At 73.7% G+C, this 25,394-nt stretch carries 19 protein-coding genes and 5 pseudogenes; 19 read left to right on the top strand and 5 right to left on the bottom strand.

Annotation, left to right across the window (positions count from 1 at the left end; all coding sequences use genetic code 11):
• Nucleotides 1-199 precede the first annotated feature (199 nt).
• On the bottom strand, nt 200-1,087 hold the full coding sequence (locus GA0070617_RS06130) for a helix-turn-helix domain-containing protein (RefSeq protein ID WP_091434775.1): 888 nt from the start codon (nt 1,085-1,087) through the stop codon (nt 200-202).
• A 516-nt stretch (nt 1,088-1,603) separates the two neighbouring features.
• Between GA0070617_RS06130 and mfd the strand changes: the two are divergent.
• The 4 genes and pseudogenes from mfd to GA0070617_RS06150 all read left to right on the top strand — a co-directional run.
• Nucleotides 1,604-5,074, top strand: a pseudogene (gene mfd, locus GA0070617_RS06135) (transcription-repair coupling factor); the annotation flags it as partial.
• Between the two features lie 49 nt (nt 5,075-5,123).
• Nucleotides 5,124-5,906, top strand: coding sequence for a SurA N-terminal domain-containing protein (locus GA0070617_RS06140; protein WP_091434776.1), 783 nt, complete (start codon nt 5,124-5,126; stop codon nt 5,904-5,906).
• A 2-nt stretch (nt 5,907-5,908) separates the two neighbouring features.
• Nucleotides 5,909-6,874 (top strand): annotated as a pseudogene (locus GA0070617_RS06145) (nucleoside triphosphate pyrophosphohydrolase); the annotation flags it as partial.
• A 108-nt stretch (nt 6,875-6,982) separates the two neighbouring features.
• Complete coding sequence (locus tag GA0070617_RS06150) at nt 6,983-8,602, top strand: DUF885 domain-containing protein (RefSeq protein WP_091434780.1); 1,620 nt, start codon at nt 6,983-6,985, stop codon at nt 8,600-8,602.
• Between the two features lie 174 nt (nt 8,603-8,776).
• Here the strand turns inward: GA0070617_RS06150 and nudC are convergent, their stop codons facing one another.
• Nucleotides 8,777-9,535 (bottom strand): NAD(+) diphosphatase, encoded by a 759-nt coding sequence (gene nudC / locus GA0070617_RS06155; RefSeq protein WP_244891675.1) that lies wholly within the window; start codon nt 9,533-9,535, stop codon nt 8,777-8,779.
• Nucleotides 9,536-9,960: 425 nt separating this feature from the next.
• Nucleotides 9,961-10,650 carry a hypothetical protein gene (locus tag GA0070617_RS06165; RefSeq protein ID WP_091434787.1) on the bottom strand — a complete coding sequence of 230 codons (690 nt, stop codon included), beginning with the start codon at nt 10,648-10,650 and terminating at the stop codon, nt 9,961-9,963.
• A gap of 325 nt (nt 10,651-10,975) precedes the next feature.
• Between GA0070617_RS06165 and eno the strand changes: the two genes are divergently transcribed.
• From eno to GA0070617_RS06200, 7 genes and pseudogenes are all read left to right on the top strand, one after another.
• Entirely contained in the window at nt 10,976-12,259 is a 1,284-nt protein-coding gene (gene eno / locus GA0070617_RS06170; protein ID WP_091434789.1) for a phosphopyruvate hydratase, read from the top strand.
• A 31-nt stretch (nt 12,260-12,290) separates the two neighbouring features.
• Nucleotides 12,291-12,890, top strand: a complete 600-nt coding sequence (locus GA0070617_RS06175; protein ID WP_091434791.1) for an FtsB family cell division protein — start codon at nt 12,291-12,293, stop codon at nt 12,888-12,890.
• Nucleotides 12,891-12,916: 26 nt separating this feature from the next.
• A pseudogene (locus tag GA0070617_RS06180) lies at nt 12,917-13,474 on the top strand (DUF501 domain-containing protein); the annotation flags it as partial.
• 80 nt (nt 13,475-13,554) lie between these two features.
• Nucleotides 13,555-14,085 (top strand): amino-acid N-acetyltransferase, encoded by a 531-nt coding sequence (locus GA0070617_RS06185; protein WP_091434792.1) that lies wholly within the window; start codon nt 13,555-13,557, stop codon nt 14,083-14,085.
• Nucleotides 14,086-14,272: 187 nt separating this feature from the next.
• Nucleotides 14,273-15,517 carry a hypothetical protein gene (locus tag GA0070617_RS06190; RefSeq protein ID WP_091434794.1) on the top strand — a complete coding sequence of 415 codons (1,245 nt, stop codon included), beginning with the start codon at nt 14,273-14,275 and terminating at the stop codon, nt 15,515-15,517.
• Nucleotides 15,518-15,752: 235 nt separating this feature from the next.
• Nucleotides 15,753-16,679 (top strand): annotated as a pseudogene (locus GA0070617_RS06195) (Ppx/GppA phosphatase family protein); the annotation flags it as partial.
• Nucleotides 16,680-16,768: 89 nt separating this feature from the next.
• A complete protein-coding gene (locus tag GA0070617_RS06200; protein ID WP_373868297.1) occupies nt 16,769-17,446 on the top strand; it encodes an endonuclease V in 678 nt (225 codons plus the stop codon).
• On the opposite strand, the gene GA0070617_RS06205 is transcribed toward GA0070617_RS06200, so the two are convergent.
• Both GA0070617_RS06205 and GA0070617_RS06210 read right to left on the bottom strand, forming a co-directional pair.
• Entirely contained in the window at nt 17,443-17,700 is a 258-nt protein-coding gene (locus GA0070617_RS06205; RefSeq protein ID WP_091434798.1) for a hypothetical protein, read from the bottom strand. The two genes, GA0070617_RS06200 and GA0070617_RS06205, sit on opposite strands and share 4 nt — an antisense overlap.
• Nucleotides 17,697-18,023: a DivIVA domain-containing protein gene (locus GA0070617_RS06210; protein ID WP_373868296.1), complete on the bottom strand. Its 327-nt coding sequence runs from the start codon at nt 18,021-18,023 to the stop codon at nt 17,697-17,699. The genes GA0070617_RS06205 and GA0070617_RS06210 overlap by 4 nt, the downstream gene beginning before the upstream one ends.
• Before the next feature lie 313 nt (nt 18,024-18,336).
• Here GA0070617_RS06210 and GA0070617_RS06215 point away from each other — a divergent pair, with 313 nt between their 5' ends.
• The 8 genes and pseudogenes from GA0070617_RS06215 to GA0070617_RS31340 all read left to right on the top strand — a co-directional run bounded on the left by GA0070617_RS06215 (nt 18,337) and on the right by GA0070617_RS31340 (nt 25,335).
• Entirely contained in the window at nt 18,337-18,555 is a 219-nt protein-coding gene (locus GA0070617_RS06215; protein WP_091434800.1) for a winged helix-turn-helix domain-containing protein, read from the top strand.
• A gap of 939 nt (nt 18,556-19,494) precedes the next feature.
• A complete protein-coding gene (locus GA0070617_RS06220; RefSeq protein ID WP_091434802.1) occupies nt 19,495-20,181 on the top strand; it encodes a dienelactone hydrolase family protein in 687 nt (228 codons plus the stop codon).
• Between the two features lie 61 nt (nt 20,182-20,242).
• Nucleotides 20,243-20,956, top strand: a complete 714-nt coding sequence (locus GA0070617_RS06225; RefSeq protein ID WP_091445978.1) for a uracil-DNA glycosylase — start codon at nt 20,243-20,245, stop codon at nt 20,954-20,956.
• An 80-nt stretch (nt 20,957-21,036) separates the two neighbouring features.
• Nucleotides 21,037-21,789: a DUF4129 domain-containing protein gene (locus GA0070617_RS06230; protein WP_091434804.1), complete on the top strand. Its 753-nt coding sequence runs from the start codon at nt 21,037-21,039 to the stop codon at nt 21,787-21,789.
• A 31-nt stretch (nt 21,790-21,820) separates the two neighbouring features.
• The gene (locus GA0070617_RS06235) at nt 21,821-22,408 is read left to right on the top strand and encodes a hypothetical protein (RefSeq protein ID WP_091434806.1); all 588 of its coding nucleotides are present in this window, start codon (nt 21,821-21,823) and stop codon (nt 22,406-22,408) included.
• A complete protein-coding gene (locus GA0070617_RS06240) occupies nt 22,405-23,406 on the top strand; it encodes an AAA family ATPase (protein WP_091434808.1) in 1,002 nt (333 codons plus the stop codon). The genes GA0070617_RS06235 and GA0070617_RS06240 overlap by 4 nt, the downstream gene beginning before the upstream one ends.
• Nucleotides 23,406-24,764, top strand: a pseudogene (locus tag GA0070617_RS06245) (DUF58 domain-containing protein); the annotation flags it as partial. The gene GA0070617_RS06240 and the pseudogene GA0070617_RS06245, both read left to right, overlap by 1 nt.
• A 10-nt stretch (nt 24,765-24,774) precedes the next feature.
• Complete coding sequence (locus tag GA0070617_RS31340) at nt 24,775-25,335, top strand: hypothetical protein (protein WP_091445980.1); 561 nt, start codon at nt 24,775-24,777, stop codon at nt 25,333-25,335.
• The last annotated feature ends 59 nt before the right edge of the window (nt 25,336-25,394 follow it).

A 25,394-nucleotide genomic window follows, 5' to 3' on the forward strand; every position in this document is an offset into this window, starting at 1 on the left:
ACTTTTCTTCCAAGATCTTGTGCGCCGCTCCGTGTGCGCCGCTCCGTGTGCGCCGCTCCGTGTGCGCCGCTCCGTGTGCGCCGCTCCGTGTGCGCCGCTCCGTGTGCGCCGCACCGGGTTCACCGCCCGCCCAGGGGGTGCCAGACACCGCCGTCCCTCGGGACACCGGACGCCCAGTCATCGGGCTGGGCAGAAAGGGTCAGGTGAGCAGCCGGCGTAGCTGGGCCGGCGGCTGGCCGAGTTGGTCCCGGACCACCCGGGTGAGGTGGGCCTGGTCGGCGAAGCCGTGGTCGGCGGCGACCGCGCGCAGCGGCCGGCCGTTGGACTCGGCGAGGGTGTCGAGCACCGCGCGGACCCGCAACCGGTTCCGGTACGCGGTCAGGCTCTCCCCGGTGACCCGCTGGAACACTCGGCTCAGATGGTGCGGTGAGCTGCCCACCTCACGGGCCACCTCGTCGAGGGTACGGGTGAAGCCGTGGCCGGCCAGCACCTCGCGGGCCCGGTCGGCCAGTCGCCGGTGCGCGACCAGGGTGGCCGGCCGGCGGCGGACGGCCCGGTCCACCTCGGCACCGGGTGGGTCGGCGGCGCGGGTGGTGTGCTGCAACAGCCGGCCGAGGAACAGGTGCAGCCGTTCGGCAAGCTCGAAGGCGTCCAGGCCCCGACTCGCCTCGGCGACCAGCAGCCGGTGTGCCAGGTCCAGCCGGGCGTCGGAGCTGCCCGCCCAGCCACCCCGGTCGAGCCAGTGCGCGGCGTCGGGTCGCTCGGCCAGCACCTCGGCGTCGACCTCCAGACAGGTGTACGAGTCTCCGCAGCCCAGCGGGTGGGAGACCGACAACTCGTCACCGGGGCGGGTGAGCACCACCGAGGTGGCGTCGGAGAACTCGATCCGGTCGTTGAGCCGCCGCCGGTACACCCCGGAGCGGCCGAGCAGCACCCGGTGCCGGGCCTCTGGTGCGGGCTCGGTCCAGCCGTGCTGCTCGACGAGGCATCGCGCCTGGAAGATCAGCATGCCGTCGGGGTGCCCGAGCACCCGCCACCGGGCGGCGGTCGTGGCCCGGCGGGGATCACTGCCGACCCCCTCAGACACCGAACCACCCCAGGTCGGACCCGCACAGCTCGGACCGCGCTGAACTGGATCTTCGTGGGCCGGACCGTACCGGGCCGTGGCTACCGGCTGGCCGAACGGATGTCACCACAGAGAGATAGTGTCGACTGGTGTAACCCCCCGTCCAGCCCGGACGCGGGGTGATCGTCGTGTCCTCCCGCTGGAAGTGATCACATGCTCGCCGGACTTTTCTCCGCCGCCCTGGCCGACCCGGGGCTGGCTCGGGCGCGTGACCTCGCGCGGTCCGGTGCCGCGCAGGTCGACGGGCTCGATCTGACCGCCCCACCGGCGTTGCGCCCGTTCGCGGTGGCGGCGGTCGCCGCCGACCCCGACGGCCACCCCGACACCGAGAACGACACCCGGCGACCGGGCGGCGGAGCAGCGGCACCGGGCACCGGCGCCGGGCACCCGGGCGGAGGCGCCGGGCACCCGGGCACCGGCACCGGGCGGCCAGGCACCGGTACCGGGCACCCGGGCGGAGGCGCCGGGCGGCCGGGCACCGGCGGCGGGGCCGGGCGGCCGGTGCTGGCGGTGACCGCGACCAGCCGGGAGGCCGACGACCTGGCCGCCGCGCTGGGCGGTCTGCTGCCGGCGGAGCAGGTGGCCGTCTTCCCGTCCTGGGAGACGTTGCCGCACGAGCGCCTCTCGCCCCGCTCCGACACGGTCGGCCGGCGGCTGGCGGTGCTGCGCCGGCTGGCGCACCCGGACGCCGCCGACGCCCACGGTCGTACCGGGGCGTTGCGGGTGGTCGTCGCTCCGGTCCGTTCGCTGCTGCAACCGCAGCTCAAGGGGCTCGGTGACCTGGAGCCGGTGCGGTTGACCGGTGGGGCCGAGGCCGATCTGGAGCAGGTCGCCCGCCGGCTGACGGACCTGGCGTACGCCCGGGTGGACCTGGTCACCAAGCGCGGCGAGTTCGCGGTGCGCGGCGGGATCCTGGACGTCTTCCCGCCCACCGACGAGCATCCGTCCCGGGTCGAGTTCTGGGGCGACGAGGTGGAGGAGATCCGTACCTTCGCCGTCGCCGACCAGCGCACCATCGAGGCGGTGCCGGGGCTGTGGGCACCGCCCTGCCGGGAGCTGCTGCTCACCCCGGACGTGCGGGAGCGGGCCGCCGCGCTGGCCAAGGAGCATCCCGAGCTGGCCGAGATCCTCGACAAGCTGGCCGAGGGCATCCCGGTGGAGGGGATGGAGTCGCTGGTCCCGGCGCTGCTCGGCGACGACAGCCTGGAGCTGCTGCTGGAGACCATGCCGGCCGGCACCCACGTACTGCTCTGCGATCCGGAGCGGATCCGCACCCGGGCGCACGACCTGGTCCGTACCTCGGAGGAGTTTCTGCAGGCCAGCTGGGCCGCGGCCGCTGTCGGAGGCCAGGCCCCGGTGGACCTCGGCGCCGCCGCCTTCAAGACCCTGGCCGAGGTACGCGCCACCGCCGCGACGCGGCGTCAGCCCTGGTGGACGCTGTCGCCGTTCGGGCTGGCCCAGGCCGACGCGGCACCGGCCCGGCAGCCCTGGGAGGACGCGCCCGGGGAGGTGGACGTCACCCCCGACGACGCGATCGCCGTCACGCTGGCCGCCCAACCCGCCCCGCTGTACCACGGCGAGACGCCGCGCCTGGTCGACGACCTCACCCGCTGGTCCGGCGAGGGCTGGTCGATCGCGCTGGTCTTCGAGGGGCACGGTCCCGCCCAGCGGGCCGTCGAGGTGCTGCGCGACGCCGGCCTCGGTGCCCGCCTGGTCGACCAGGTGCCGACCGCCCCGGCCCCGGGTGAGCTGCTGGTCGCCTGCGGTCCGCTGCGCCACGGCTTCGTCGACGAGGCGTCCCGGTTCGTCCTGCTCACCGGCGACGACATCACCGGCGGCCGGGGCAGCTCGACCCGGGACATGCGCAAGATGCCGAGCCGGCGGCGCAACACCATCGACCCGCTGGAGCTGAAGGCCGGCGACCACGTGGTGCACGAGCAGCACGGCATCGGCCGGTACGTGGAGCTGGTGCAGCGCACCGTGAACGGGGCCTCCCGGGAGTACCTGGTCATCGAATACGCCCCCAGCAAGCGCAACCAGCCGGGCGACCGGCTCTTCGTCCCCACCGACCAGCTCGACCAGCTCAGCCGGTACGTCGGCGGCGAGCAGCCCACCCTGCACAAGATGGGCGGCTCGGACTGGCAGAAGTCCAAGGCCCGGGCCCGTAAGGCGGTCCGGGAGATCGCCGCCCAGCTCATCCAGCTCTACGCCGCCCGCAAGGCGTCCAAGGGGCACAACTTCGGTCCGGACACCCCGTGGCAGCGGGAGCTGGAGGACGCCTTCCCCTGGCAGGAGACCCCCGACCAGCTGGCCGCCATCGAGGAGGTCAAACGGGACATGGAGCAGACCGTCCCGATGGACCGGCTGATCTGCGGCGACGTCGGGTACGGCAAGACCGAGATCGCGGTCCGGGCGGCGTTCAAGGCGGTCCAGGACGGCAAGCAGGTGGCGGTGCTGGTGCCCACCACGCTCCTGGCCCAGCAGCACTACAACACCTTCGCCGAGCGGATGGGGCAGTTCCCGGTGGTCATCCGGCAGCTGTCGAGGTTCCAGACGCCGAAGGAGACCGAGCGGACCCTGGAGATGGTCGCCGACGGCAGCGTCGACATCGTCATCGGCACCCACCGGCTGCTGCAGACCGCCACCCGGTTCAAGCAACTCGGCCTGGTGATCGTGGACGAGGAGCAGCGCTTCGGCGTCGAGCACAAGGAGCACCTGAAGACCCTGCGCGCCTCGGTCGACGTGCTCAGCATGTCGGCCACCCCGATCCCGCGGACCCTGGAGATGGCGATCACCGGGATCCGGGAGATGTCCACCATCGCCACCCCGCCGGAGGAGCGGCACCCGGTGCTGACCGCCGTCGGGGCGTACGACGACCGGCAGGTGGCCGCCTCCATCCACCGTGAACTGCTCCGCGACGGGCAGGTGTTCTACCTGCACAACCGGGTCGAGTCGATCGACCGGACGGCCCGGAAGCTGCGCGAGCTGGTGCCCGAGGCCCGGGTCGCGGTGGCGCACGGGCAGATGGGCGAGGAGGCCCTGGAGAAGGTGATGGTCGGCTTCTGGGAGAAGGAGTTCGACGTGCTGGTCTGCACCACGATCGTGGAGTCCGGCATCGACATCCCGAACGCCAACACGCTGATCGTGGAGCGGGCCGACCTTCTCGGCCTGGCCCAGCTGCACCAGATCCGGGGCCGGGTCGGCCGGGGCCGGGAGCGGGCGTACGCGTACTTCCTCTACCCGCCGGAGAAGCCGCTGACCGAGCACGCCCACGAGCGGCTGGCCACCATCGCCCAGCACACCGAGCTGGGCGCCGGCATGTACGTGGCGATGAAGGACCTGGAGATCCGGGGCGCGGGCAACCTGCTCGGCGGCGAGCAGTCCGGCCACATCGAGGGCGTCGGCTTCGACCTGTACGTCCGGATGGTCGGTGAGGCGGTCTCGGCGTTCAAGGGTGAGCAGGCCGAGGAGGAGACCGACGTCAAGATCGATCTGCCGGTCGACGCGCACCTGCCGCACGACTACGTCGGGGTGGAGCGGCTGCGCCTGGAGATGTACCGCAAGCTCGCCGAGGCCCGCGACGACGACCGGCTGCGCGAGGTGGCCGCCGAGATGACCGACCGGTACGGCGAACCGCCCGCCCCGGTGCAGAACCTGATCGCGGTGGCCCGGTTCCGGCTGCTGGCCCGCCGCTACGGCCTGACCGACGTCAGCATGCAGGGCAAGCACCTGCGCTTCGGCCCGCTGCCGCTGCCCGACTCCAAGCAGCTGCGACTCAAGCGGTACCACCCGGACTCGGTCTACAAGCAGGCCACCGACCAGGTGAGCGTGCCCCGGCCGAGCACCCGCCGGGTGGGCGGCGAGCCGCTGCGCGACCAGGCCCTGCTGCAGTGGTGCGAGCAGTTGCTCACCGACGTCCTCGGCGCGCCCGTCGGGGCCGGGAAGTGACGCCCCGGGCCGGTCGGGGCCGCCCGGAGGGTGTGAGAGAGTGATCCGTATGCGTGTTCGTCGTCTCATCGCCGCTGCCAGCGTCGCGGCTCTCGGTCTTGTCTCCGTCGCCGGCTGCGGCAACAGCTCACCGGACGTCGCCGCGTACGTCGGTGACGCGAGGTACTCGCTGGAGCGGGTGGACGAGGTCTACGACGACGCCCAGGCCCGCTACGGCGCGGCCGTACGCGAGCAGGCCACCCAGGCCGACGCCACCCCGTCGCCCGAGCAGTTGCGCTCGAAGGTGACCCGCCAGGACGTGGTCAACCTGCTGGTCAGCCTGGAGCTGGGCCGGCGGGTGGCCGCCGACAAGGGTGTCCAGGTGCCCGACGAGATCCGGCCCGAGCAGCTGGCGGAGCAGCTCCAGATGCCCGCCACCGCCGAGTACACCAAGCTCTGGAGCGAGTGGCTGGACGTCTCCACCGCGCTCGGCGGCGCGCTGCCGCCGGCCCAGCTCAGCGACGACGCGGTGCTGGCGGTCTACCGGGCGATCGAGAAGACCGGGGCGATCCAGCCCGGCCTCTCCGTGGCCGAGGTGCGGCAGGCCTTCGGCGAGGGCACCTTCGTCCGGCAGGCCTCCGCGCTCAGCGCCGCCCTCACCTCCGAGGCCGAGCGGGTCGGCACGACGATCAATCCGAGGTTCCGGCCGATCGGGGTGCCGTCGGTGGTCAGCACCGGCCAGTCGCTGGTCTTCTACTCGCTGCCCTACATCGACGAGGCCGGCCCGGTGACCGACATCTCGACCCCGCGCGCCCCGGCCGGCGGCCCGAGCGCCGCCCCGGCCGCCGGTTGAGCATGACCCGGCGGATCGTACTGCTGGTCACCTCACCGCGGCTGCCGGCCGGCCTGCTGACCGCTGCCGCCTGGGACGTGCTGCGTACCCGTCCGGTGTTGGCCGGGGAGCGCAGCGCGCTGACCGCGGCGCTGGACGCGACGGGCGTCGAGGTCACCGTGGTCGACGGCCCACCGGCGCAGGCGTTGCTGGACGCCGCCGCCGAATACGGCACGGTGGTCTGGTTGGCCGGCCCGGCCGGCGACGAGTCGCTGGCCCGGCAGGTGGGGCTGCGGCTGGCCCGCGAGCCCGGCCTGGCCGAGCTGGAACTGATGTACGGCTCGTGGGACCCGCCGGGGGCCCGGCTGCTCGACGCGGTCGAGGTGATGGACCGGCTGGCCTCGCCCGGCGGCGACCCGTGGAAGCGGGCGCAGACCCACCGCAGCCTCGCCCACTTCCTGCTGGAGGAGTGCTACGAGGCGTACGACGCGATCAGCGCCGACGACACCGAGGCGCTCCGCGAGGAGCTGGGTGACGTGCTGCTCCAGGTGCTGCTGCACGCCCGGCTGGCGGAGAACCTGCCCGACGACGAACGGTGGAGCGTCGACGACGTGGCCGGCGCGCTGGTGGAGAAGCTGGTGCGGCGCAACCCGCACGTCTTCGCCGACGGCGAGGCCGGCTCGTTGGCTGACATCGAGGCGAGCTGGGAGCGGATCAAACAGGCCGAGAAGGCCCGGGACTCGGTGCTGGACGGCATCGCGCTGAGCCAACCCGCCCTTGCCCTGGCGGCCAAGATCCTGGACCGGGCCGGCCGGGTCGGGCTGGCCGTCCCGCCGCCGCTGGCCGACTCCCAGGTCGACCCGGAGGCCAGGCTCGGCGCGAGCCTGCTCGCCACCGTCGCCGCCGCCCGCAGCGCCGGCCTGGACCCGGAGGCGGCCCTGCGCCGCGCCGCCCTGGCCTACGCCACCGCCGTCCGCGCCGCCGAACGGGAGCCGGTAGTGGACCCGGCCGCCGAAGGGCGACCCGTCGCGGATTCCGCCGCCGAGCACGCCGTCGGCGAGCGCACCGACTGAGGACGGTCCGGCTAGGGTCGTCGCATGTCGTCCTTCGCACCCCGGGCCGAGCGGATCGTGGACGCCCTGCTGGCCAGCCGTCCCGGCGTCGCCACCTCGCTCGGCGACCACCGGTACGACGACCGGCTGCCCGACCTCTCCGCCGAGGCGACCGCCGTCGACCGGGCGATGCTCACCGAGGCCTCGCACGCGCTGGCCGAGCTGGACCCGGACGCCCTCGACCCCGACGAGCAGGTCGACCACGAGCTGCTCAGTGCCCTGGTCGACCGGGAGCTGTTCGAGTCGACCGAGATCCGTACCCACGAGTGGGACCCGCTGCGGCACAACCCCGGCCCCCTGCTGCACGCCCTGCTCGCCCGCCCGTACGCGCCGGCCGAGGTCCGGTTGACCGCCCTGACCGGGCGGCTGGCCGCCGTACCGGATGCGTTGGCGACCGCGCGGGCGACGCTGGCGCAGATGCCCCGGATCCATGCCGAGACGGCGGTCGGGCAGTTCACCGGCGCGGCGGCGCTGGTCCGCGACGAGGTCCCGGCGTTGCTCGCCCAGGCCCCCGCCCTGCGGAGCCAGGTCGAGCCGGCCGCCACCGCCGCGATCGCCGCGCTGGAGGAGTTCGTGGCCTGGCTGCGGGCCGGGCTGGCCGCCGACGCCGGGCCGGGACCGGACCCCCGGCTGGGACGGCGACGCTTCGAGGCGCGGCTCTGGCACACCCTCGACACCGAGCTGAGCGCCGCCGAGATCCAACGTCGGGCCTGGGCCGCCCTGGACGAGATCACCGAGGAGATCCGGGCAGCGGCCGTCGAGCTGGTAGGTGGCCCGGCCGACGACGAGACGGTACGCCGGGCGCTGGACCTGCTCGCCGCCGAGCACCCCGACGACCACACCATCGTCGACCTCGCCTCGACCACCCTGGACGAGGCCACCGACTTCGTCCGCGACCACGACCTGGTCACCCTGGTCGACGATTCCTGCGTGATCCAGGAGATGCCCGGCTTCGCCCGGGGCGTCGCGGTCGCCTACTGCGACGCGCCCGGCCCGCTGGAGACGGCGAACCTGCCCACCTTCTACTGCATCGCGCCGACCCCCGAGAACTGGCCGGCGCAGCGGGTCGAGACGTTCTACCGCGAGTACAACGATCACCTGATCCGTGGGCTGACCGTGCACGAGGCGATGCCCGGCCACTTCCTCCAGCTCGCCCACGCCCGCCGGTACGCCGGCTCCACCCGGGTCCGGCCGATCACCCGGTCCGGGGTCTTCATCGAGGGCTGGGCGGTCTACGCCGAGCAGCTGATGGTCGAACGGGGCTTCGGTGGCCTGCCGGTCCGGCTCCAGCAGCTCAAGATGCAGCTCCGGATGGTCATCAACGCCCTGCTCGACCAGCTCGTGCACGGCGAACAGCTCGCCGAGGCCGACGCGTTGGCGCTGATGACCGGCCGGGGTTTCCAGGAGGAGGGCGAGGCGGTCGGCAAGTGGCACCGGTCGCTGCTCACCTCCACCCAACTCTCCACCTACTTCGTCGGCTACACCGAGATGGCCGAGATCGCCCGGTCCCGCCCGGCCGAGGTGCCGCTGCGCGACTGGCACGACGCGATGCTCGCGCACGGCTGCCCCCCACCCCGCCACCTCCGCACCCTCCTCCACCTGTAAGGAAGGGCCCCCTGTTAACGCTTTCGGTATAGAAGGGCCCCCTTCTCACACCGCCAACGGCAGCGGCGCGGAGGATGGCCGGGACCGCCCGAGAGGGGCAGCGGCGCGGAGGATGACCGGGACCGCCCGAGAGGGGCGGTGGCGCGGGTGGCCGAGGGGACAGTCCGCGTGGCGTCAGCCGGTGGCGCGGGTGGCGGCGGCGTCGATCAGCCAGCGCGAGATCGAGTACGCCGGCGGTAGCGCCTCGGGGAGCGCGTCCAGCGGGAACCAGCGGGCCTGGACCAGCTCCCGACCGTCCACGACCGGCTCGGCGGCCGGATCGGTGACCGTGGCCGTGAAACCGGCGAGCAGCACGCCCGGCCCCGACATCGCCCACGGTTGACTGCCGAAGTAGACCGGCGGACCAAGATCGAGTCCAACCTCCTCGGCCACCTCCCGGTGGACGGCCGCCTCCAGCGACTCGCCGGCCTCCACGAACCCGGCCACCAGGGCCCACAGCTCGGTCGGCCCGTACGAGTGCCGGACCAGGAGCAGTTCGTCGACCGGGCCGGGGCGGGTGACCGCCACCAGCACGGCGGGGGAGAGCTGCATCGGCACGTACAGCCGGCAGTCGGGGCAGCGCCGGGCCGGTTCGCCCGGCACGTCGGCCAGTTCGGCCCGGCAGGCACCGCAGTACCGGTGCCCGCGCCGCCAGGTGACGACCTGCAGGGCCCGGCCGGCCAGGGCGGCCAGCGGCTCGGGGACCTGCGCGGCGAGCGCCCGCCAACTACGCCACCGACCGGGTACGTCGCCGGTCGCCGTCACAGCCGCACCCCAGGCCGGTACGCCGTCGAGGGTGCCCAGCGGCAGCCAGCCGGTGTCGGCGGGCAGGTCGGCGACCCGAGGAAACCCACCGTTCGGGCTGGTCAACAGCTTGCGCCCGGCCACCACCACGGCCGTATCGTCCGGTCCCGGCGGCCCCGGATGCCCAGCCCCCGGCACGAACCGCGCCCCGAACTCGGCCCGAGCCGTCCACCCCGGCCCCGCGACCTGTTCGGCTCGCGCCTCCGATCCGGCCCGCGTACCCGATTCGGCTCGCGCGACCGGCTCGGTTCGTGCCCCTGGTTCGGTCCGGTCCTCTGCCTCGGCTCGCGCGCCCGGTTCGGTCCGCGCGCCCGGTTCGGTTCGCGCGACCGGCTCGGTTCGTGCCCCTGGTTCGGTCCGGTCCTCTGCCTCGGCTCGCGCGCACGGTTCGGTCCGCGCGCTCGGTTCGGTCCGCGCGCCCGGTTCGGTCCGCGCGCCCGGTTCGGTCCGCGCGGCTGGGGTGTGTGTTTCCGGTACGGGCGGTGCGGCTGGCTCAGCCCCGGTGGGGGCGTCGGTCACGAGTCGGTGGGTCGCTGGTCGACCACGCCCGCGCCGGACGGTACCTCGAACGCGGCCTGGTCGACGGTGTTGGCGTAGCGGGTCAGGGCCAGCTCGACCCGCTTGCCCTCGACGTCGCCGGTGAAGCTGCCGAGCACGCCCTCGGTGGTGACGCAGGCGCTGAACGGGTCGGGCACCTGGGAGACCTGCACACAGGTGGCGTGGTACCCGGCGAGGGTGGTGTCGCTCTGCTCGATGACCGCGGCCGGTTCCAGGGCGGCGGCCGTCAACAGCCCCACCACCACCGGCGGGGTGACCAGACCGCGCCGCTTGGCCTCGGCGAAGACGGCCACCGAGGGCGGGCCGCTGGCCGGCGGCTCGACCACGGTGCAGACCGGCCGCTCGCTGGCGGTCTCACACTCCGTGGTCGCTTCCCTGGTGACGGTGAGCTTCCCACCCGGGTACGTGTACGCGGTGCGGGCCGGCTTCTGCTCCTGGGCGATCGAGGCGCTCTCCCCGCCGGCGAGCTGGTACTCGGCCAGGTAGGTCGACTCCATCGCCTGGTCCATCCGGGCGGCGACGTCGTTGACGAGGTCGGATCGCCCGAGTACCCGGCCGGCGTCGTCGAGTGTCTGGCAGCCGGAGACGGTGAACAGGGCGATGACCGAGAAGACGAGCACACGGAGAGTGGTCGTGGCGGCGGGCATGGCGCCCAGCCTTGTCGATCGGGTCCGCCCGGCGCAAACCCGTTGCCCGGTTGAGCCACGAGAATTCGGGAATGTCCGTCCTTGACGGTGGCCCAGAGTGAGCGGCGGCGTCGGCCCTCGGGCGACTCCCGGCCCGGTGGGCGGGCGTCGGCCGAAGACGAGGCAATCACCCTCGGTAGCCGGAGTGCCGCGTTCCGGTGCGGGTGTGCTGCCGGGTGACGCCGGGTCGGTGAGCGTCGCCCGATACGCTGCGTGGTAACACCTTCCTCAGCCGCACCGTCGCGGCCCATACCGCACCGGAAACAGACAAACGAGGAGCGACTTAGTGGCAACCATCGAGGGAATCGTCGCCCGGGAGATTCTCGACTCGCGGGGCAACCCGACGGTCGAGGTCGAGGTCGGGCTGGACGACGGCACGATCGCCCGCGCCGCGGTGCCGTCCGGCGCCTCCACCGGGGCCTTCGAGGCGGTCGAGCTGCGCGACGGTGACGCCGACCGCTACCTGGGCAAGGGTGTCGAGAAGGCGGTCTCGAACATCGAGGACCGGATCGTCGACCAGCTGGTCGGGTACGAGGCCAGCGAGCAGCGGCTGATCGACCAGAAGATGCTGGACATCGACGGCAGCGACAACAAGGGCGAGCTGGGCGCGAACGCCATCCTCGGGGTCTCCCTGGCGGTGGCGAAGGCGGCGGCCGGCAGCGCCGAGCTGAGCCTCTTCCGCTACCTGGGTGGCCCGAACGCGCACCTGCTGCCGGTGCCGATGATGAACATCCTCAACGGTGGGGCGCACGCCGACTCCAACGTCGACGTCCAGGAGTTCATGATCGCCCCGATCGGCGCGCCGAGCTTCCGGGAGGCGCTGCGCTCCGGCGCGGAGGTCTACCACGCGCTGAAGTCCGTACTCAAGAAGAAGGGCCTCTCCACCGGCCTCGGCGACGAGGGCGGCTTCGCGCCCAACCTGCCGACCAACGCCGCCGCCCTGGACCTGATCGCCGAGGCGGTCGAGAAGGCCGGCTACCGGCTGGGCACCGACATCGTCTTCGCGCTCGACGTGGCCGCCACCGAGTTCTTCGCCGACGGCACCTACACCTTCGAGGGCACCGGCAAGTCCGCGGAGGAGATGAGCAACTACTACATGAAGCTCGCCGACGACTACCCGATCGTGTCGATCGAGGACCCGCTGGCCGAGGACGACTGGAGTGGCTGGCAGACGCTCACCGCGTCGGTCGGTGAGCGGATCCAGATCGTCGGCGACGACCTGTTCGTCACCAACCCGCTGCGGATCGCCCGGGGCATCGCGGAGAGCGCGGCGAACGCCGTACTGGTGAAGGTGAACCAGATCGGCTCGCTCACCGAGACCCTGGACGCGGTCGACCTGGCCCACCGGGCCGGCTTCCGCTGCATGATGAGCCACCGTTCCGGCGAGACCGAGGACACCACCATCGCCGACCTGGCGGTGGCCACCGGCTGCGGGCAGATCAAGACCGGCGCCCCGGCCCGCTCGGACCGGGTCGCCAAGTACAACCAGCTGCTGCGCATCGAGGAGGAGCTGGGCGACGCGGCGCGCTACGCCGGGGCCGGCGCGTTCCCGCGTTACCGTTCCGCCTGACCAGACCGCGACGCTTCGGGGGAGGGGTGTGATGCAGCAGCGGCGCACACCGGGCGGCCCACGTCCGGCCCGTCGGCCCACCGGCCGGCCGGGCGGGGCCCGTGGTGTCCGCGCCGAGCCGCGTGGACGCGCGTCGGGCACGGCCCGCGCCGGTGACGGGGTACGCTCCGCGAACCGGCCGGCCGCAGCCCGGCGTAAGGTCGCCGGCGGCGGCGTCAAGCGGCTCTCCGCACCCCACCCCCGACGCATCACCGGGCGGGCCACCGTGCTCTTCGCGGTGCTGATCGCGCTCGCCCTGGCCTACACCTATCCGGTGCGGGTCTACCTCGACCAGCAGGCCGACATCGAGCGGATGGAGTCGGCCCAGAACGCCCAACGCGCGGTGATCGAGCAGCTGTCGGTCGAGGCGGCCAAGTGGCGCGACCCGGCGTTCATCGAGAGCGAGGCCCGGCGCCGCTTCTACATGGTGTACCCGGGCGAGGTGCCGGTGATCGTCCTCAACGACCCGGCCGGCGCCGCCCGGGAGGCCGGCGCGGCCGGGCAGCCGACCCGACCCGAGACCCCCGATCCCTGGTACGACACCCTGTGGTCGAGCATCCGAGCCGCCGACGCCGAACCCACCGGCCGGTGAGCCCGCACCGACGAGAGATGGACAACGTGACTGTCGTACCCCCGCCGGAGCCGGCGGCGGACTCCGTACCCCTGCCGGAACGGCAACCGGCCACCCGGGCCGACCTGGCCGCGGTGGCCGCGCAGCTCGGACGCCCGCCCCGGGGCACCCGGGCGGTGGCCCACCGCTGCCCCTGCGGCCTGCCCGACGTGGTGGAGACGACGCCCCGGCTGGCCGACGGCACCCCGTTCCCGACGTTGTTCTACCTGACCTGCCCCCGGGCCACCGCCGCCTGCAGCCGGCTGGAGTCGGCCGGGCTGATGAAGGAGATGGCCGAGCGGCTGGCGACCGACCCGGACCTGGCCGCCCGGTACCGGGCGGCGCACGAGGACTACCTGGCCCGCCGGGAGGCGATCGGCGAGGTACCGGAGATCGCCGGGATCTCCGCCGGTGGGATGCCCGGCCGGGTCAAGTGCCTGCACGTGCACCTCGGGCACGCCCTGGCCGCCGGCCCGGGGGTCAACCCGTTCGGCGACGAGACGCTCGCTCTGGTGGAACGCTGGTGGGCCGCCGGCCCCTGCGTCGAGCCGGCCGAGCCGGCTGAGCCCGAGCGGGCTGAGCCCGAGCCGGCTGAGCCCGAGCGGGCCGAGTCCGAGCCCGACGGGGCGGACGGAGCGGCCGGGGCGTGAGCGACGGCCCGGGGCAGACCGGTCAGGACGTCGTCGTGCGGCGGGCCCGCACCCGGGACGTCCGGGGCATCCGGTCGCTCGTCGACACGTACACCAACGACCGGCGGCTGCTCAGCAAGGCCACCGTCACCCTGTACGAGCAGGTGCAGGAGTTCCGGGTCGCGGTCCGCCACACCGACGAGGCGGTGGTGGGCTGCGGCGCGCTGCACGTGATGTGGGAGGACCTGGCCGAGATCCGTACCGTCGCGGTGGACCCGTCCTGCCGGGGCCAGCGGATCGGCCAGCGGATCGTCGACGAGCTGATCGACGCGGCCCGCGAGCTGGGCGTACGTCGGATCTTCGTGCTCACCTTCGAGACCGACTTCTTCGGCTCGTTCGGCTTCCGGCCGATCGACGGCGCCCCGGTACCGCAACCGGTCTACGAGCAGCTGCTCCGCTCGTACGACGAGGGGGTGGCCGAGTTCCTCGACCTGGAACGGGTCAAGCCCAACACCCTGGGCAACACCCGCATGCTCCTCCGCCTGTAAGGAAGGGCCCCCTGTTAACGCCTACGGTCGAGAGGGGTACCCCGCTAACCACGCCGGGTCCGCGTTGAGCACGCCTGGTCCGCGTTGAGCACGCCGGGTCCGCGATGAGCACGCCGGGCCACGTTGAGGGGGCGCGCGAGTGGGTGGGGCAGCGCGCGGGCTTGACGCGTACCCGCACTGTGGCGGGGTGAGGAAGCGGACGGTCGGCGCGTTGCTGGTGGGGGTGCTCGCCCTGGGCGGCGTGTTACGGCTGGTCGCCCCGGCGACGGCCGGCGCCGACGGCGAGCCGCCCGGGGTGGGTCGGCAGCTCACCTTCGTGCGGGCGGCGCTGGACGACGGGGCGGGTGGGGATGCCCAGCGGCTCTTTCCCGAGGGCTACTTCTTCGCCCACGCCCTGTACGGGTTGGCCCGGGTCGAGTCGGGGCTGCGCCGGCCGGTGGGGGATCCGCAGCGGGCGGTGGCGCTGCGGGAAGCCCGCTGGGCCTTGCAGCGGTTGGATTCCCCGGCCGGCCGGGCCCCGTTCAGCCCCGAGCTGCTCCCCGCATACGGCGTCTTCTATGTGGGTTGGACGAACTGGTTGCGCGGCGGGATGCTCGCCCTGCAACCGCCCGAGCGGCGCAACCCGACCGAGGTGGGCAGGTTCGCCGACGACTCGGCCGCGCTCGGGGCCGCCTTCGCCTCCGCCGGCACGCCGTACCTGTCCGCGTACCCGGGGCAGGCCTGGCCGGTCGACTCGACGGTGGCCGTGGCCTCGCTGCGGCTGCACGACTCGCTGCTGACGCCCCGGTACGGGCCGACCGTCGACAGGTGGCTGGCCGGGGTACGACAGCGGCTGGATCCGGCCACCGGGCTGATGCCGCACCGGGTGGACCCGGTCAGCGGTGGCCCGGTCGAGGTGGCCCGGGGCACCTCGCAGAGCATGATCCACCGTTTCCTGGTCGACGTCGACCAGGAGTTCGCCCGCGAGCAGTACCTGCGCTTCCGGGACCGGTTCGTGACCACGCCGCTGCGGCTGGGCCCCGCCGTGCGGGAATATCCCGAGGGGACCACCGGGGCTGGCGATGTCGACTCCGGCCCGCTGCTGCTCGGGGTGAGCCTGTCGGCGACCGTGGTGACCCTCGGCGCGGCCCAGGCCCACGGCGACGACCGGCTCGCCGGTGCGCTTGCCAACTTCGGTGAGTTCGCCGGTCTGCCGCTGCACACCCCGTGGACCAAGCGGTACGCCCTCGGCGCGCTGCCGATCGGGGACGCCTTCCTGGCCTGGTCGAAGACCGCCCGCCCGTGGGTGGCGGACCCGCCCGCGCCGCCACCGGCGAACGTGTCCGGCTGGTGGCGGCTGCCGCTGCTGACGGCCCTGCTCGGGCTGGCCCTGCTGCCCTGGACCCCGTTGCTGGCCGCCCGGCGACGCGCCGCCGGCCGGCCAGCTGGCTGACGGCCGCGCCGCCCCGGCAATCTCGCCGGCCGACCCGCTGGCCGGCGGCCGCCGCGCGCCGGCTCGCGGTCAGATCGGCCGCGCGCCGGCTCAGGGTCAGGGTCAGATCGGCCGCGCGCCGGCTCAGGGTCAGATCGGGGGTCCCGGGCCGATTCGCCCTCCGGTGACGCCCCGCCGGGCCGTCGACTGTCGCGGGAGGGCGGTGGACCGTAGGCTTCCCGGGGTGACGACGCGTGTGGCGGCCATCGACTGCGGAACCAACTCGATCCGGCTCCTGGTGGCCGACCTGCCCGATCCCTCGGCCGGCCCGCAGGCACCGCTGGTGGACGTCAGCCGGCGGATGGAGATCGTCCGGCTGGGGCAGGGCGTGGACCGTACCGGCCGGCTCGATCCGGCGGCGATCGAACGGACCCGGGTGGCGTTGGCCGACTACGCCACCGAGATCGAGAAGCTGGGCGCGGAGCGGGTCCGGATGTGCGCCACCTCGGCGTCCCGGGACGCCGCCAACGCCGACGACTTCACCACGATGGTCCGCCGCACCCTCGGCGTCGACCCCGAGGTGGTCACCGGGGACGCCGAGGCCCGGCTGTCGTTCACCGGCGCGGTGCGGGGACTGCCCGACCACACCGAGGAGCCGTACCTGGTGGTCGACATCGGGGGCGGTTCCACCGAGTTCGTGGTCGGTACCCGTACCGGCGGGGTCGAGGCGGCGGTGTCGACGGACATCGGCTGCGTCCGGATGACCGAGCGGCACCTGGCCGGCGACCCGCCCACCCTGTCCCAGGCCGCCGCCGCCCGCGCGGACATCGCCGCCGCCGTGGACCAGGCCCTGACCGCCGTGCCGGGCCGCGAGGCCGCCACCCTGGTCGGGCTGGCCGGTTCGGTCACCACCGTGGTCGCCATCGCCCAGGGCCTGACCGGGTACGACCCGGAGCGCATCCACCACGCCCAGGTGACGTACGAGCAGGTCGTCGAGGTCACCACCGACCTGCTGGCGAAGACCCGCGAACAGCGGCTGGCCATGCCGGTGATGCACCCGGGCCGGGCCGACGTGATCGGCGCGGGTGCCCTCATCCTGGAGATCATCATGAAACGGGCCGGCCTGCCCACGGTGATCGCCAGCGAACACGACATCCTCGACGGCATCGCCTGGAGCCTCCAGGAGTCCGACGGCGGGGCAGCCCCCAGATTGCGGAACATCGCTCACGAAGTGGCCGAGCGTGACGCGGAGTTGCTGCGTCGACTGGGCGAGTGACCGAGGTCGCCCCGGTCACCGTGGCCGAGGCCGAGCGGGTGCAGGAGGCGTTGCGCCGCCGGGTCGACCTGACCATACCCCTGCCCGGCCCTCCGGCGACGGTGGCCGGCCTCGACGTGTCGTACGAGGTGGGTAGTGACCGGGTGGTCGCCGCCGCCGTGCTGCTCGACGTGGCGACCGCGCGGGTACGCCGGGCGGAGTTCGCCGTCGGCGAGGTGAACTTCCCGTACGTGCCGGGGTTGCTGGCGTTCCGGGAGGTGCCGTTCCTGCTGGCGGCGCTGGAGAAACTGACGGTACGCCCCGACGTGCTGGTCTGCGACGGCTACGGGGTCGCCCACCCGAGGCGGTTCGGCCTCGCCTGTCACCTGGGGGTGCTCACCGGACTGCCGAGTCTCGGCGTGGCCAAGACCCCGTTCACCGCCCGCTTCGACCCGCCCGAACAGGCCCGGGGTGCCTGGTCGCCGCTTGTCGACGGGGGCGAGACGGTGGGTCGGGCGGTGCGTACCCAGACCGGGGTGAAGCCGGTCTTCGTCTCGGTGGGGCACCGGATCGGCCTGGCCGAGGCGACCGGGTTGACGCTGGCGCTCGCGCCCCGGTACCGCATCCCGGAGCCGACCCGCCAGGCCGACCTGCTCTCCCGTACCGTCCTGCGCGAGCTGCCACCTGCGGGTTAGCGGGGTAGTCGGGGCGTGCAGGGGGTCTGGTGGTCGGCGCGCAGCACGCACCGCCGACCACGGTCGAGCCGCCGATCGCAGAACACCCGGTGGCGTACCCCCTGCTCGTCCTCGGCCGACACGGTGGTCTCGCCGGGATCGACCTGGGTGAGGAAGGCCAGCGCGCGGACCGCCGTGCGGGCCAGGATCCGGGCCCGGACCAGGTCCGTCGCCACCACCGGCAGGTGGATCACGTACCTGCCGACGCGGCTCACACCGGCCCCGCCACGCCCGGCACCTGCTGGGACTGCCACCGGCGCAGCGCGTCCCGGACCCGGGCGGCCTCCTGCCGGCTCGCGGCGAGCGCGACCTGCGCGGCGGCCAGCTCGCCGGCCACCCGGTCGAGGTACGCGGCCACCTCCACCGGGTCCGCCCCGCGCCGCCGGATCGTGAAGGTCCGGCTGCGCACCTGCCACGGCCGCAACGCCGGGTACGCCCCGGACGGCTGAACGTCGGGCAGCCAGGTCGGATTGTCGGTGCGACGATGCGCCGGCCGCGCTCGCCTTCGCCAGGTCAGGGATCTCAGCAGGTCACGCACGATGTCCTCACCCTTTCGTGGAGTTGGTCCGGTGCCGCGTGGAGGCGGCCCGGCCGGACCCGGAACCCGGCCCGGACCGCCCGCCCTGTCGCCGCAGCCCTGCTGGCGGTACGTCGACAGAGCCGTGCGCGTGATCGGGGCGGACCACCGGGGCTCACCCGCCCCGATCACGCTGAGCACTCCAAGTGCCACCCGGGAGTGTTCGTGACGAACCTACAATCGGTACCGGTTGTAGGTCAATGGCTGACCCGCGATTGCTTGAGGTTGGAGGTGTCGTCGTGGTCGAATGGGCGTGCCATCCGGGGAGTGTGCAATGCCCAAGCAGCAGTACCAGGTTCTCGCGGACACCCTGCGGGAGAAGATCGAATCAGGCGAGTGGCCGCCCGGCACAAAATTGCCGAGCCGCGCTCAGCTCTGCAAGGAGTACGGCGTCTCGGACACCGTGGTCGGCAAGGCCATGATGATCCTTCGTGCCACCGGCCGAACGGAAACCCTGGAGGGAGTCGGCGTCTTCGTGGCGGAGCGGGCCTGAAATAGATATTGGAAGATTTCGGCCCCTCCAGGGGCACATTTCTTCCAAGATCTTCCGTAGGTCGGCCGCCCGGCCCGGCTGCAGAGGTCGCGCAGGCGCACAAACGGGACAAATCGCCGCAAAGAGTTTCGGCTTCCCGATCCGCCCCACCGACCCACCCGCCCCCGTCACTGCCGAAGCGGGCAGCGAGGTAGATCTTGGACACTTACCGTTCTATTTGGACGGTAAGTGTCCAAGATCTACGCGTCCCTCGCGCCAGCCGTGCCGACCACACTCACTGCGCAACCGCGCCGAGACGCGCACTGCGCAACCGCGCCGAGACGCGCACTGCGCAACCGCGCCGACCGCGCCATCAGTGCTGGACCGAGGAGCAGCCCGACCGCCAGGTGCCGGCGTATCCGTACTGCCCGGAACTGGCACCCTTCCGGGCAGCACCCGGAGCACCCGCAGTGCCAGCAACGCCCGGAGGATCCGGAGCACCCGCAGAGCCCGGCGTGCCCGCAGTGCCGGGAGCACCCGGAGCGCCCGCGCCGGAATTGCCCTCGGTCCCGCCCACCTCGACCACCGCACCGGCTGCCGGTCCGTCGCCGAGCCAGGCCGCCCCGACGACGGTCGGGCCGCTGCCCACCGGGCCGACCGATGCCGGCACGCCCGACCTGCCGCCGACGAGCGACCCCCCGCCCGCAGGCCCGGGACCGGTACCCGCTCCGACCGCCTGACCTGCCGCGGACGAGCAATGCCCGGCCCGGGACCGGTACCCGCTCCGACCGCCTGACCTGCCGCGAGACGTGAGCGGCGGGGGTTGGGGACGAAACGAACAGGAGGCGAATGCCACTGGTCCGGCGTCTTTCCCCGGCCGGTCACCGCGTGGCAGGCTACCGGCACGTATCACCACTGTGCGACCAGCCAATGTTGACTGACCGCTAGGAGGACGGGCCGATGGGCGAGATGGTGACCTACCGCGACAACGGGGGCACGAGTCAGGGGTATCTGGCGGTACCCGCCACCGGGACGACCAGCCCGGCCGTCATCGTCATCCAGGAGTGGTGGGGCCTGGTGCCGCACATCACCTCGGTGGTGGACCGGTACGCCGAGGCCGGCTTCGTGGCCCTCGCCCCGGATCTCTACCGTGGCGAGTCCGCCGACGAGCCGGACGAGGCGCGCCGGCTGATGATGGCGCTGCGGATGGACGACGCCGCCAAGGACATCGCCGGGGCCGCCGACTACCTGGCCGGTCGGCCCGAGGTCGCCGGCAAGGTCGGCGCGGTGGGCTTCTGCGCCGGGGGGAGCCTGGCCCTCTGGTCGGCGACCCTCTCCGAGCGGATCGTGGCCACGGCCGGCTTCTACCCGGTGCTGCCGTGGGAGAAGATGAGCCCGGACTGGGCCGACTACGCCGGCAAGAGCGCCATCATCCACTGCGCCGAGGCCGACGGCACGTCCAGCGCGGACGGGGTGCAGACCGCCCGTGCGGCCATCGAGGCGGCCGGCGGCACCTGCCAGACCTACGACTACCCGGGTACCGCGCACGCCTTCTTCAACGACGACCGGCCCGAGTCGTTCGACCAGCCGGCCGCCGCCAGCGCCTGGGCCCGTACCCTCGAACTGTTCCGGGCCAAACTTGGCTGACCGACCCATCCCACCCGCCGCCGCCGACCCGGGCGGCGTGGTGTCGCGTACCCCGGTGGAGGTGGTCGGGCGCGCGGCGCGGGCGGCCGACCTGGCCGACCTCGACGGCGCGGTGGTCGACTGTTTCGCCTGCCCACGGCTGGTGGCCTGGCGCGAGGAGGTGGCCCGCACGAAGCGGGCGGCCTTCCGGGAGCAGGAGTACCAAGGTCGGCCGGTGCCCGGATTCGGTGCACCGGACGCCCGGATCGCGATTCTCGGGCTCGCCCCGGCCGCGCACGGTGGCAACCGGACCGGTCGGGTCTTCACCGGGGACCGCTCCGGTGACGTGCTCTTCGCCGCGCTGCACCGTGCCGGCCTGGCCAACCAGCCGACCAGCGTCGCCGCCGACGACGGACTGGCGCTGACCGGCACCCGGATCTTCGCCGCCGTACGCTGCGCGCCGCCGGACAACAAGCCCACCCCGGCCGAGCGGGACACCTGCGCGCCATGGTTGCACCGGGAGGTCGCGCTGATCCGGCCGAGCCTGCGCGTCGTGGTCGCCCTCGGGGCCTTCGCCTGGGCCGCGTGGTGGCCGGTGCTGCGTGACGTGTACGGGGTCCGCCCGCCCAGCCCGCGACCGGCGTTCGGCCATGGGGCACACTGGTCCGGCACGGCCGCACCGGAGTTGCTCGGCTGCTACCACGTCAGTCAGCAGAACACTTTCACGGGGCGGCTGACGCCGGGGATGCTGGACGACGTGTTCGTCCGGGCGAAACAGGTGGCCGGGTTGGACTGAGATCGCGTGGGGCGGTGGCGATGACGGACGTACGGCGTACGCCCCGGCCGAAGCTGACGCTGGCCCGGAGGTAACCGCCGGTGGAGTTCAGCGTGCTGCGCAGGTGGTGGCCGATCGCGGTGGTTGCCGCCCTGCTCGGGCTGGCCGCGTTCGCGGCGGGACACTCGTCGATCGGGGCGCAGCGGATCCCGCCCGCCGCCGAGAACCTCCCCCTGGTGCCGGAGTACCCGGAAGGGGTGGCCGAGACCGCGATCCCGATCGAGCCCCGGCAGGACGCCGAGGCCACCCAGTTGGAGATCCCGGCGTGGCTGGCCACCGGTGCGCTCGCCGTGCTCGGCGTCGCCCTGCTGGCTGCCGCCGGCTACCTGGTCTGGACGCTGCTGCGGGGCGTGCTGCGTCGGCGTACCCGGGCCCTGCCGCAGCAACGGGCCCGCACCGCTGCCGGTACCGCCGCGGAGGTGGTCGCCGCCCTCGACGCCGGCCTGGTCGAGTTGGACGACACCGACACCGATCCACGTACGGCGGTGATCGCCTGCTGGGTACGCCTGGAGGAGGCCGCCGCCACGGTCGGGGTGCCGCGCCGGGCCGGCGATACCCCCACCGACCTGGTCACCCGGCTGCTCCGGGGCGACCCGACCGCCGGGGTGCCGGCGATCGTCAGCGCCGACGTGCTGGCCGGCTTCGCCGAGGTCTACCGGGAGGCCCGGTACGCTCCCCGCGCCGTCGACGAACGGACCCGGGACCAGGCCCGGGTGGCGTTGCGTCGGTTGCGTGGCGAGCTGACCGCCACCGCCGGGAGCGACTCGTCGACCGGGGACGGGGTGCCGGCGTGACCGGGCGGCGTACCGGGGACGGGATGTCCAGGTGAGCAGCACCAGCATCGACGACCTGCTCGGCTCCGACGAGGAACGACCGGCCACCGTGGAGCCCCGCCGCTCCGGTGGGCGGATCCGGGCGGTGCTGAAGTTTCTCGCGGTCACCGCGGCGGCCAGCGCGGTGGTGGTCGCGGTGCTGCGTGCGGTCGGTCTCACCGTCTCGCTGGAGGTGGTGGTGGCCGGGGTGGTCGCCGTGCTCACCGTGCACCGGGTGAGCAGGGCGCTCGCGCCGCCGCCGACCCGGCGGGTGGGCACCCGGCTCAACTCCGGCGAGGAGCCGGGCACCTGGAACTTCGGGGCGCGTGACGCCCTGCGTACCGCGATCAACGGTTGGGGGGCGCCGCTGGAGTGGTCGGCGGGCAAGCCGGAGCGGTTCACCAGCGTGCTGCTGCCCCGCCTCGGTGAGCTGGCCGACGAGCGGATGCGCCAGCGGCACGGCCTGACCCGCGACTCCGACCCGGTCCGGGCCCGCGCCCTGCTCGGCGAGAAGCTCTGGACCTTCCTGGAAACCCCGCCCCGACGCACCCCGTCGCCGCGCGATCTCGCGGCGATCGTCGCCGATCTGGAGAAGATATGAACGACGTGGACCGCACCATTTCCCCCGCCGAGGTCGGCCGGCTGGCCCGGGCGGTGCTGGACGCGGTCGGCACGGTCGTGGTCGGCAAGCGGGACACCCTGGAGCTGGTGCTCGCCGGCATCCTGGCCGGCGGCCACGTCCTGCTGGAGGACCTGCCCGGGCTGGGTAAGACGCTGACGGCACGCTCCTTCGCCCAGGCGCTGGGGCTGGACTTCCGCCGCCTGCAGTTCACCCCCGACCTGCTGCCCGCCGACGTCACCGGCTCCTTCCTGTACGACCAGAGCAGCGGGGACTTCTCGTTCCGCGCCGGGCCGGTCTTCACCAACCTGCTGCTGGCCGACGAGATCAACCGGACCCCGCCGAAGACCCAGTCCGCCCTGCTGGAGGCGATGCAGGAGAAGCAGGTCTCGGTGGAGGGCGTCACCTACCGGTTGGACGAGCCGTTCCACGTCCTGGCCACCGCCAACCCCATCGAGTACGAGGGCACGTACCCGCTGCCCGAGGCGCAGCTGGACCGGTTCCTGCTGCGGGTCTCGTTCGGCTACCCGGAGCCCGAGCAGGAGTGGGAGGTGCTGCGTCGGCGGATGACCCGCCGCCGCGAGGAGGCCGAGATCTCCCCGGTGGTCGACGCCAAGACGCTGCGGGCCATGCAGGCGGCGCTGGAGAACGTGGTGGTGGAGGACTCCATCGGCCGGTACATCGTGGCGTTGACCTCGGCCACCCGGGAACACCCGTCGGTGCTGGTCGGTGCCTCGCCCCGCGGGTCGCTGGCGCTGCTGCTGCTGTCCCGGGTCCGGGCGGTCTTCGCCGGCCGGGACTACGTGGTGCCCGAGGACGTCAAGGCGGTGGCGGTGCCCGCCCTGGCGCACCGGATCACGCTGCGTCCGGAGATGTGGCTGCGCCGGGTCGATCCGTCCTTCGTGGTGGGTGAGGTGCTCGACGCCACCCCCGCGCCGGCCAGCGGCGCGCTGCCCAGTCACGGCCGGCCCGGGTACTGATGGCCGCTGACACCACACCGGAGCAGGAACCGACGTCCGGCTGGACACCCACCGCGGCGCTGGGGCGGGCGGTGCTGCTCACCGGGCTGCTGTTGATCGCCGCGGTGCTGCTCGGCCGGGCCGACCTGGTCGTGCTTGCCGCGCCGTTCGCGCTCGGCACCGCGTACTCGTTGCGTCGCCGGCCGACGGCCGCCCCGCAGCTCTGGGTGGCCACCGGCGACGCGCACCTGGTCGAGGGGGGCGAGCTGAGCGCGGCGATCACCGTCGGCAACCCGGACCGGGTGGCCTACGACCTGACGGTGGTTCGCACCCGGGTCTCACCCTGGCTGCGGATCACCCGCGCCGGCTTCGGTGGCGCCCAGGTGGACGTGACCCCCGGCACCGCGGACCGGCCCTTCGTCACCTCGGTACCCGTCGGCGCGGCGGTCGACCTGGAGCTGACCGGCACCGCCCGGCGGTGGGGCCGGCACCCGCTCGGCCCGGCCGGCGCGCGGGCCGCCGCCGCCGACGGCCTGCTGGTGTCCCGGGCGACGGTGGTCGAGCCGGAGCGGGTCCGGGTCTATCCGAAGACCGAACCGTTCGAGGCGGTGGAGGCGATGCCCCGGGCCGCCGGCCTGGTCGGCGCGCACCGGTCCCGCCGCCCCGGCGAGGGCGGTGAGCTGGCCGGGGTACGCGTCTTCGCCCCCGGCGACCGGCTGCGCCGCATCGACTGGCGGGTCTCGTTGCGGGCCCGGCAACTGCACGTCGCGGCGACCCTGTCGGACCGGGACGCCGAGGTGGTGCTCCTGCTCGACGTGCTGGCCGAGGCGGGCCGCTCCGGTGGCGTCGACGGGGCCGCCTCGGTGCTGGACACCACGGTCCGCTCCGCCGCCGCGATCGCCGAGCACTACCTGCACCGGGGCGACCGGGTCTCGATGCTGGAGTACGGCCCGACCGCCCGGCGGCTGCGCCCCTCCACCGGCCGGCGGCAGTACCTGACGGTGCTGGAGTGGCTGCTGGACACCCACGCCGAGTCCTCCCCGCACGAGCCGTACGACCAGGTCTTCGGCCCGCACCTGCTCTCCTCGGACGCGCTGGTGGTGGTGCTCACCCCGCTGTTGGACGAGCGGTCGGCGCAGATGCTGGCCCGGCTGGCCCGCTCGGGCCGGTTCGTGGTGGCCGTGGACACCCTGCCGACCGAGCTGTCCCCACCGGGCGACGCGGGCTGGGCGAAGGTCGCCTACCGGCTGTGGCGGCTGGACCGGGACACGATGATCGGCCAGCTCCGTGAGCACGGCGTGCCGGTGGTCCGCTGGGCCGGGGCGGGCAGCCTGGACGAGGTGCTGCGGGACGTGGCCCGACTGGCCACCGCGCCCCGGGGGGTGCCCGGTGACGGCGCTCACCGCCCGGCTGCGCGCGCTGCGGCACGGCGTCACCCGGATCACCCTCGCCCCGCTGCTGGTCCGCTTCGGCATCTTCCTGACCACCCTGGCCGGCCTGGTCCTGGCGTACCCGACGGAGCTGCTGGTCGGCCGGACGCTCGGCGTACTGGCGGTCGTCGCGTTGTTGCCGGCGGTGTCACCGGGCCGGTTCTGGCCGACCTTCGCGGCCCTGGTCACGGTGGGTGGCTGGTGGCTGGCCACCGCCGGGTACGGCCGCCCGGTGGCGCTGTGGCGGTTGCTGGCCGTGGCGGCGGCGCTCTACCTGGCGCACACCCTCTGCGCGCTGGCGGCGCTGCTGCCCTACGACGCGGTGCTCGACCCGGACGTGGTGACCCGCTGGTTGACCCGGACGGCGGTGGTGCTGCTGGCCACCTCGGTGCTGGGGGTGTTGCTGGTCGCCGTGGGGGCGGTCGGGCCCGGTGCCGGATTTCGCGCGGTCACGGTGGCGGGGCTGCTGGTGGCGGTGGGCCTGAGCGGGCTGCTGGGCTGGTTGTTGCGACGCAGGTGAATGGCACGTCATGCAGGTCACAGGGTTGTGCTCCGTCACAGAACAGGGGCGTGGACGGG

The sequence above is a fragment of the Micromonospora yangpuensis genome (genome assembly GCF_900091615.1).
GTDB classification, from domain to species: Bacteria; Actinomycetota; Actinomycetes; order Mycobacteriales; family Micromonosporaceae; genus Micromonospora; species Micromonospora yangpuensis.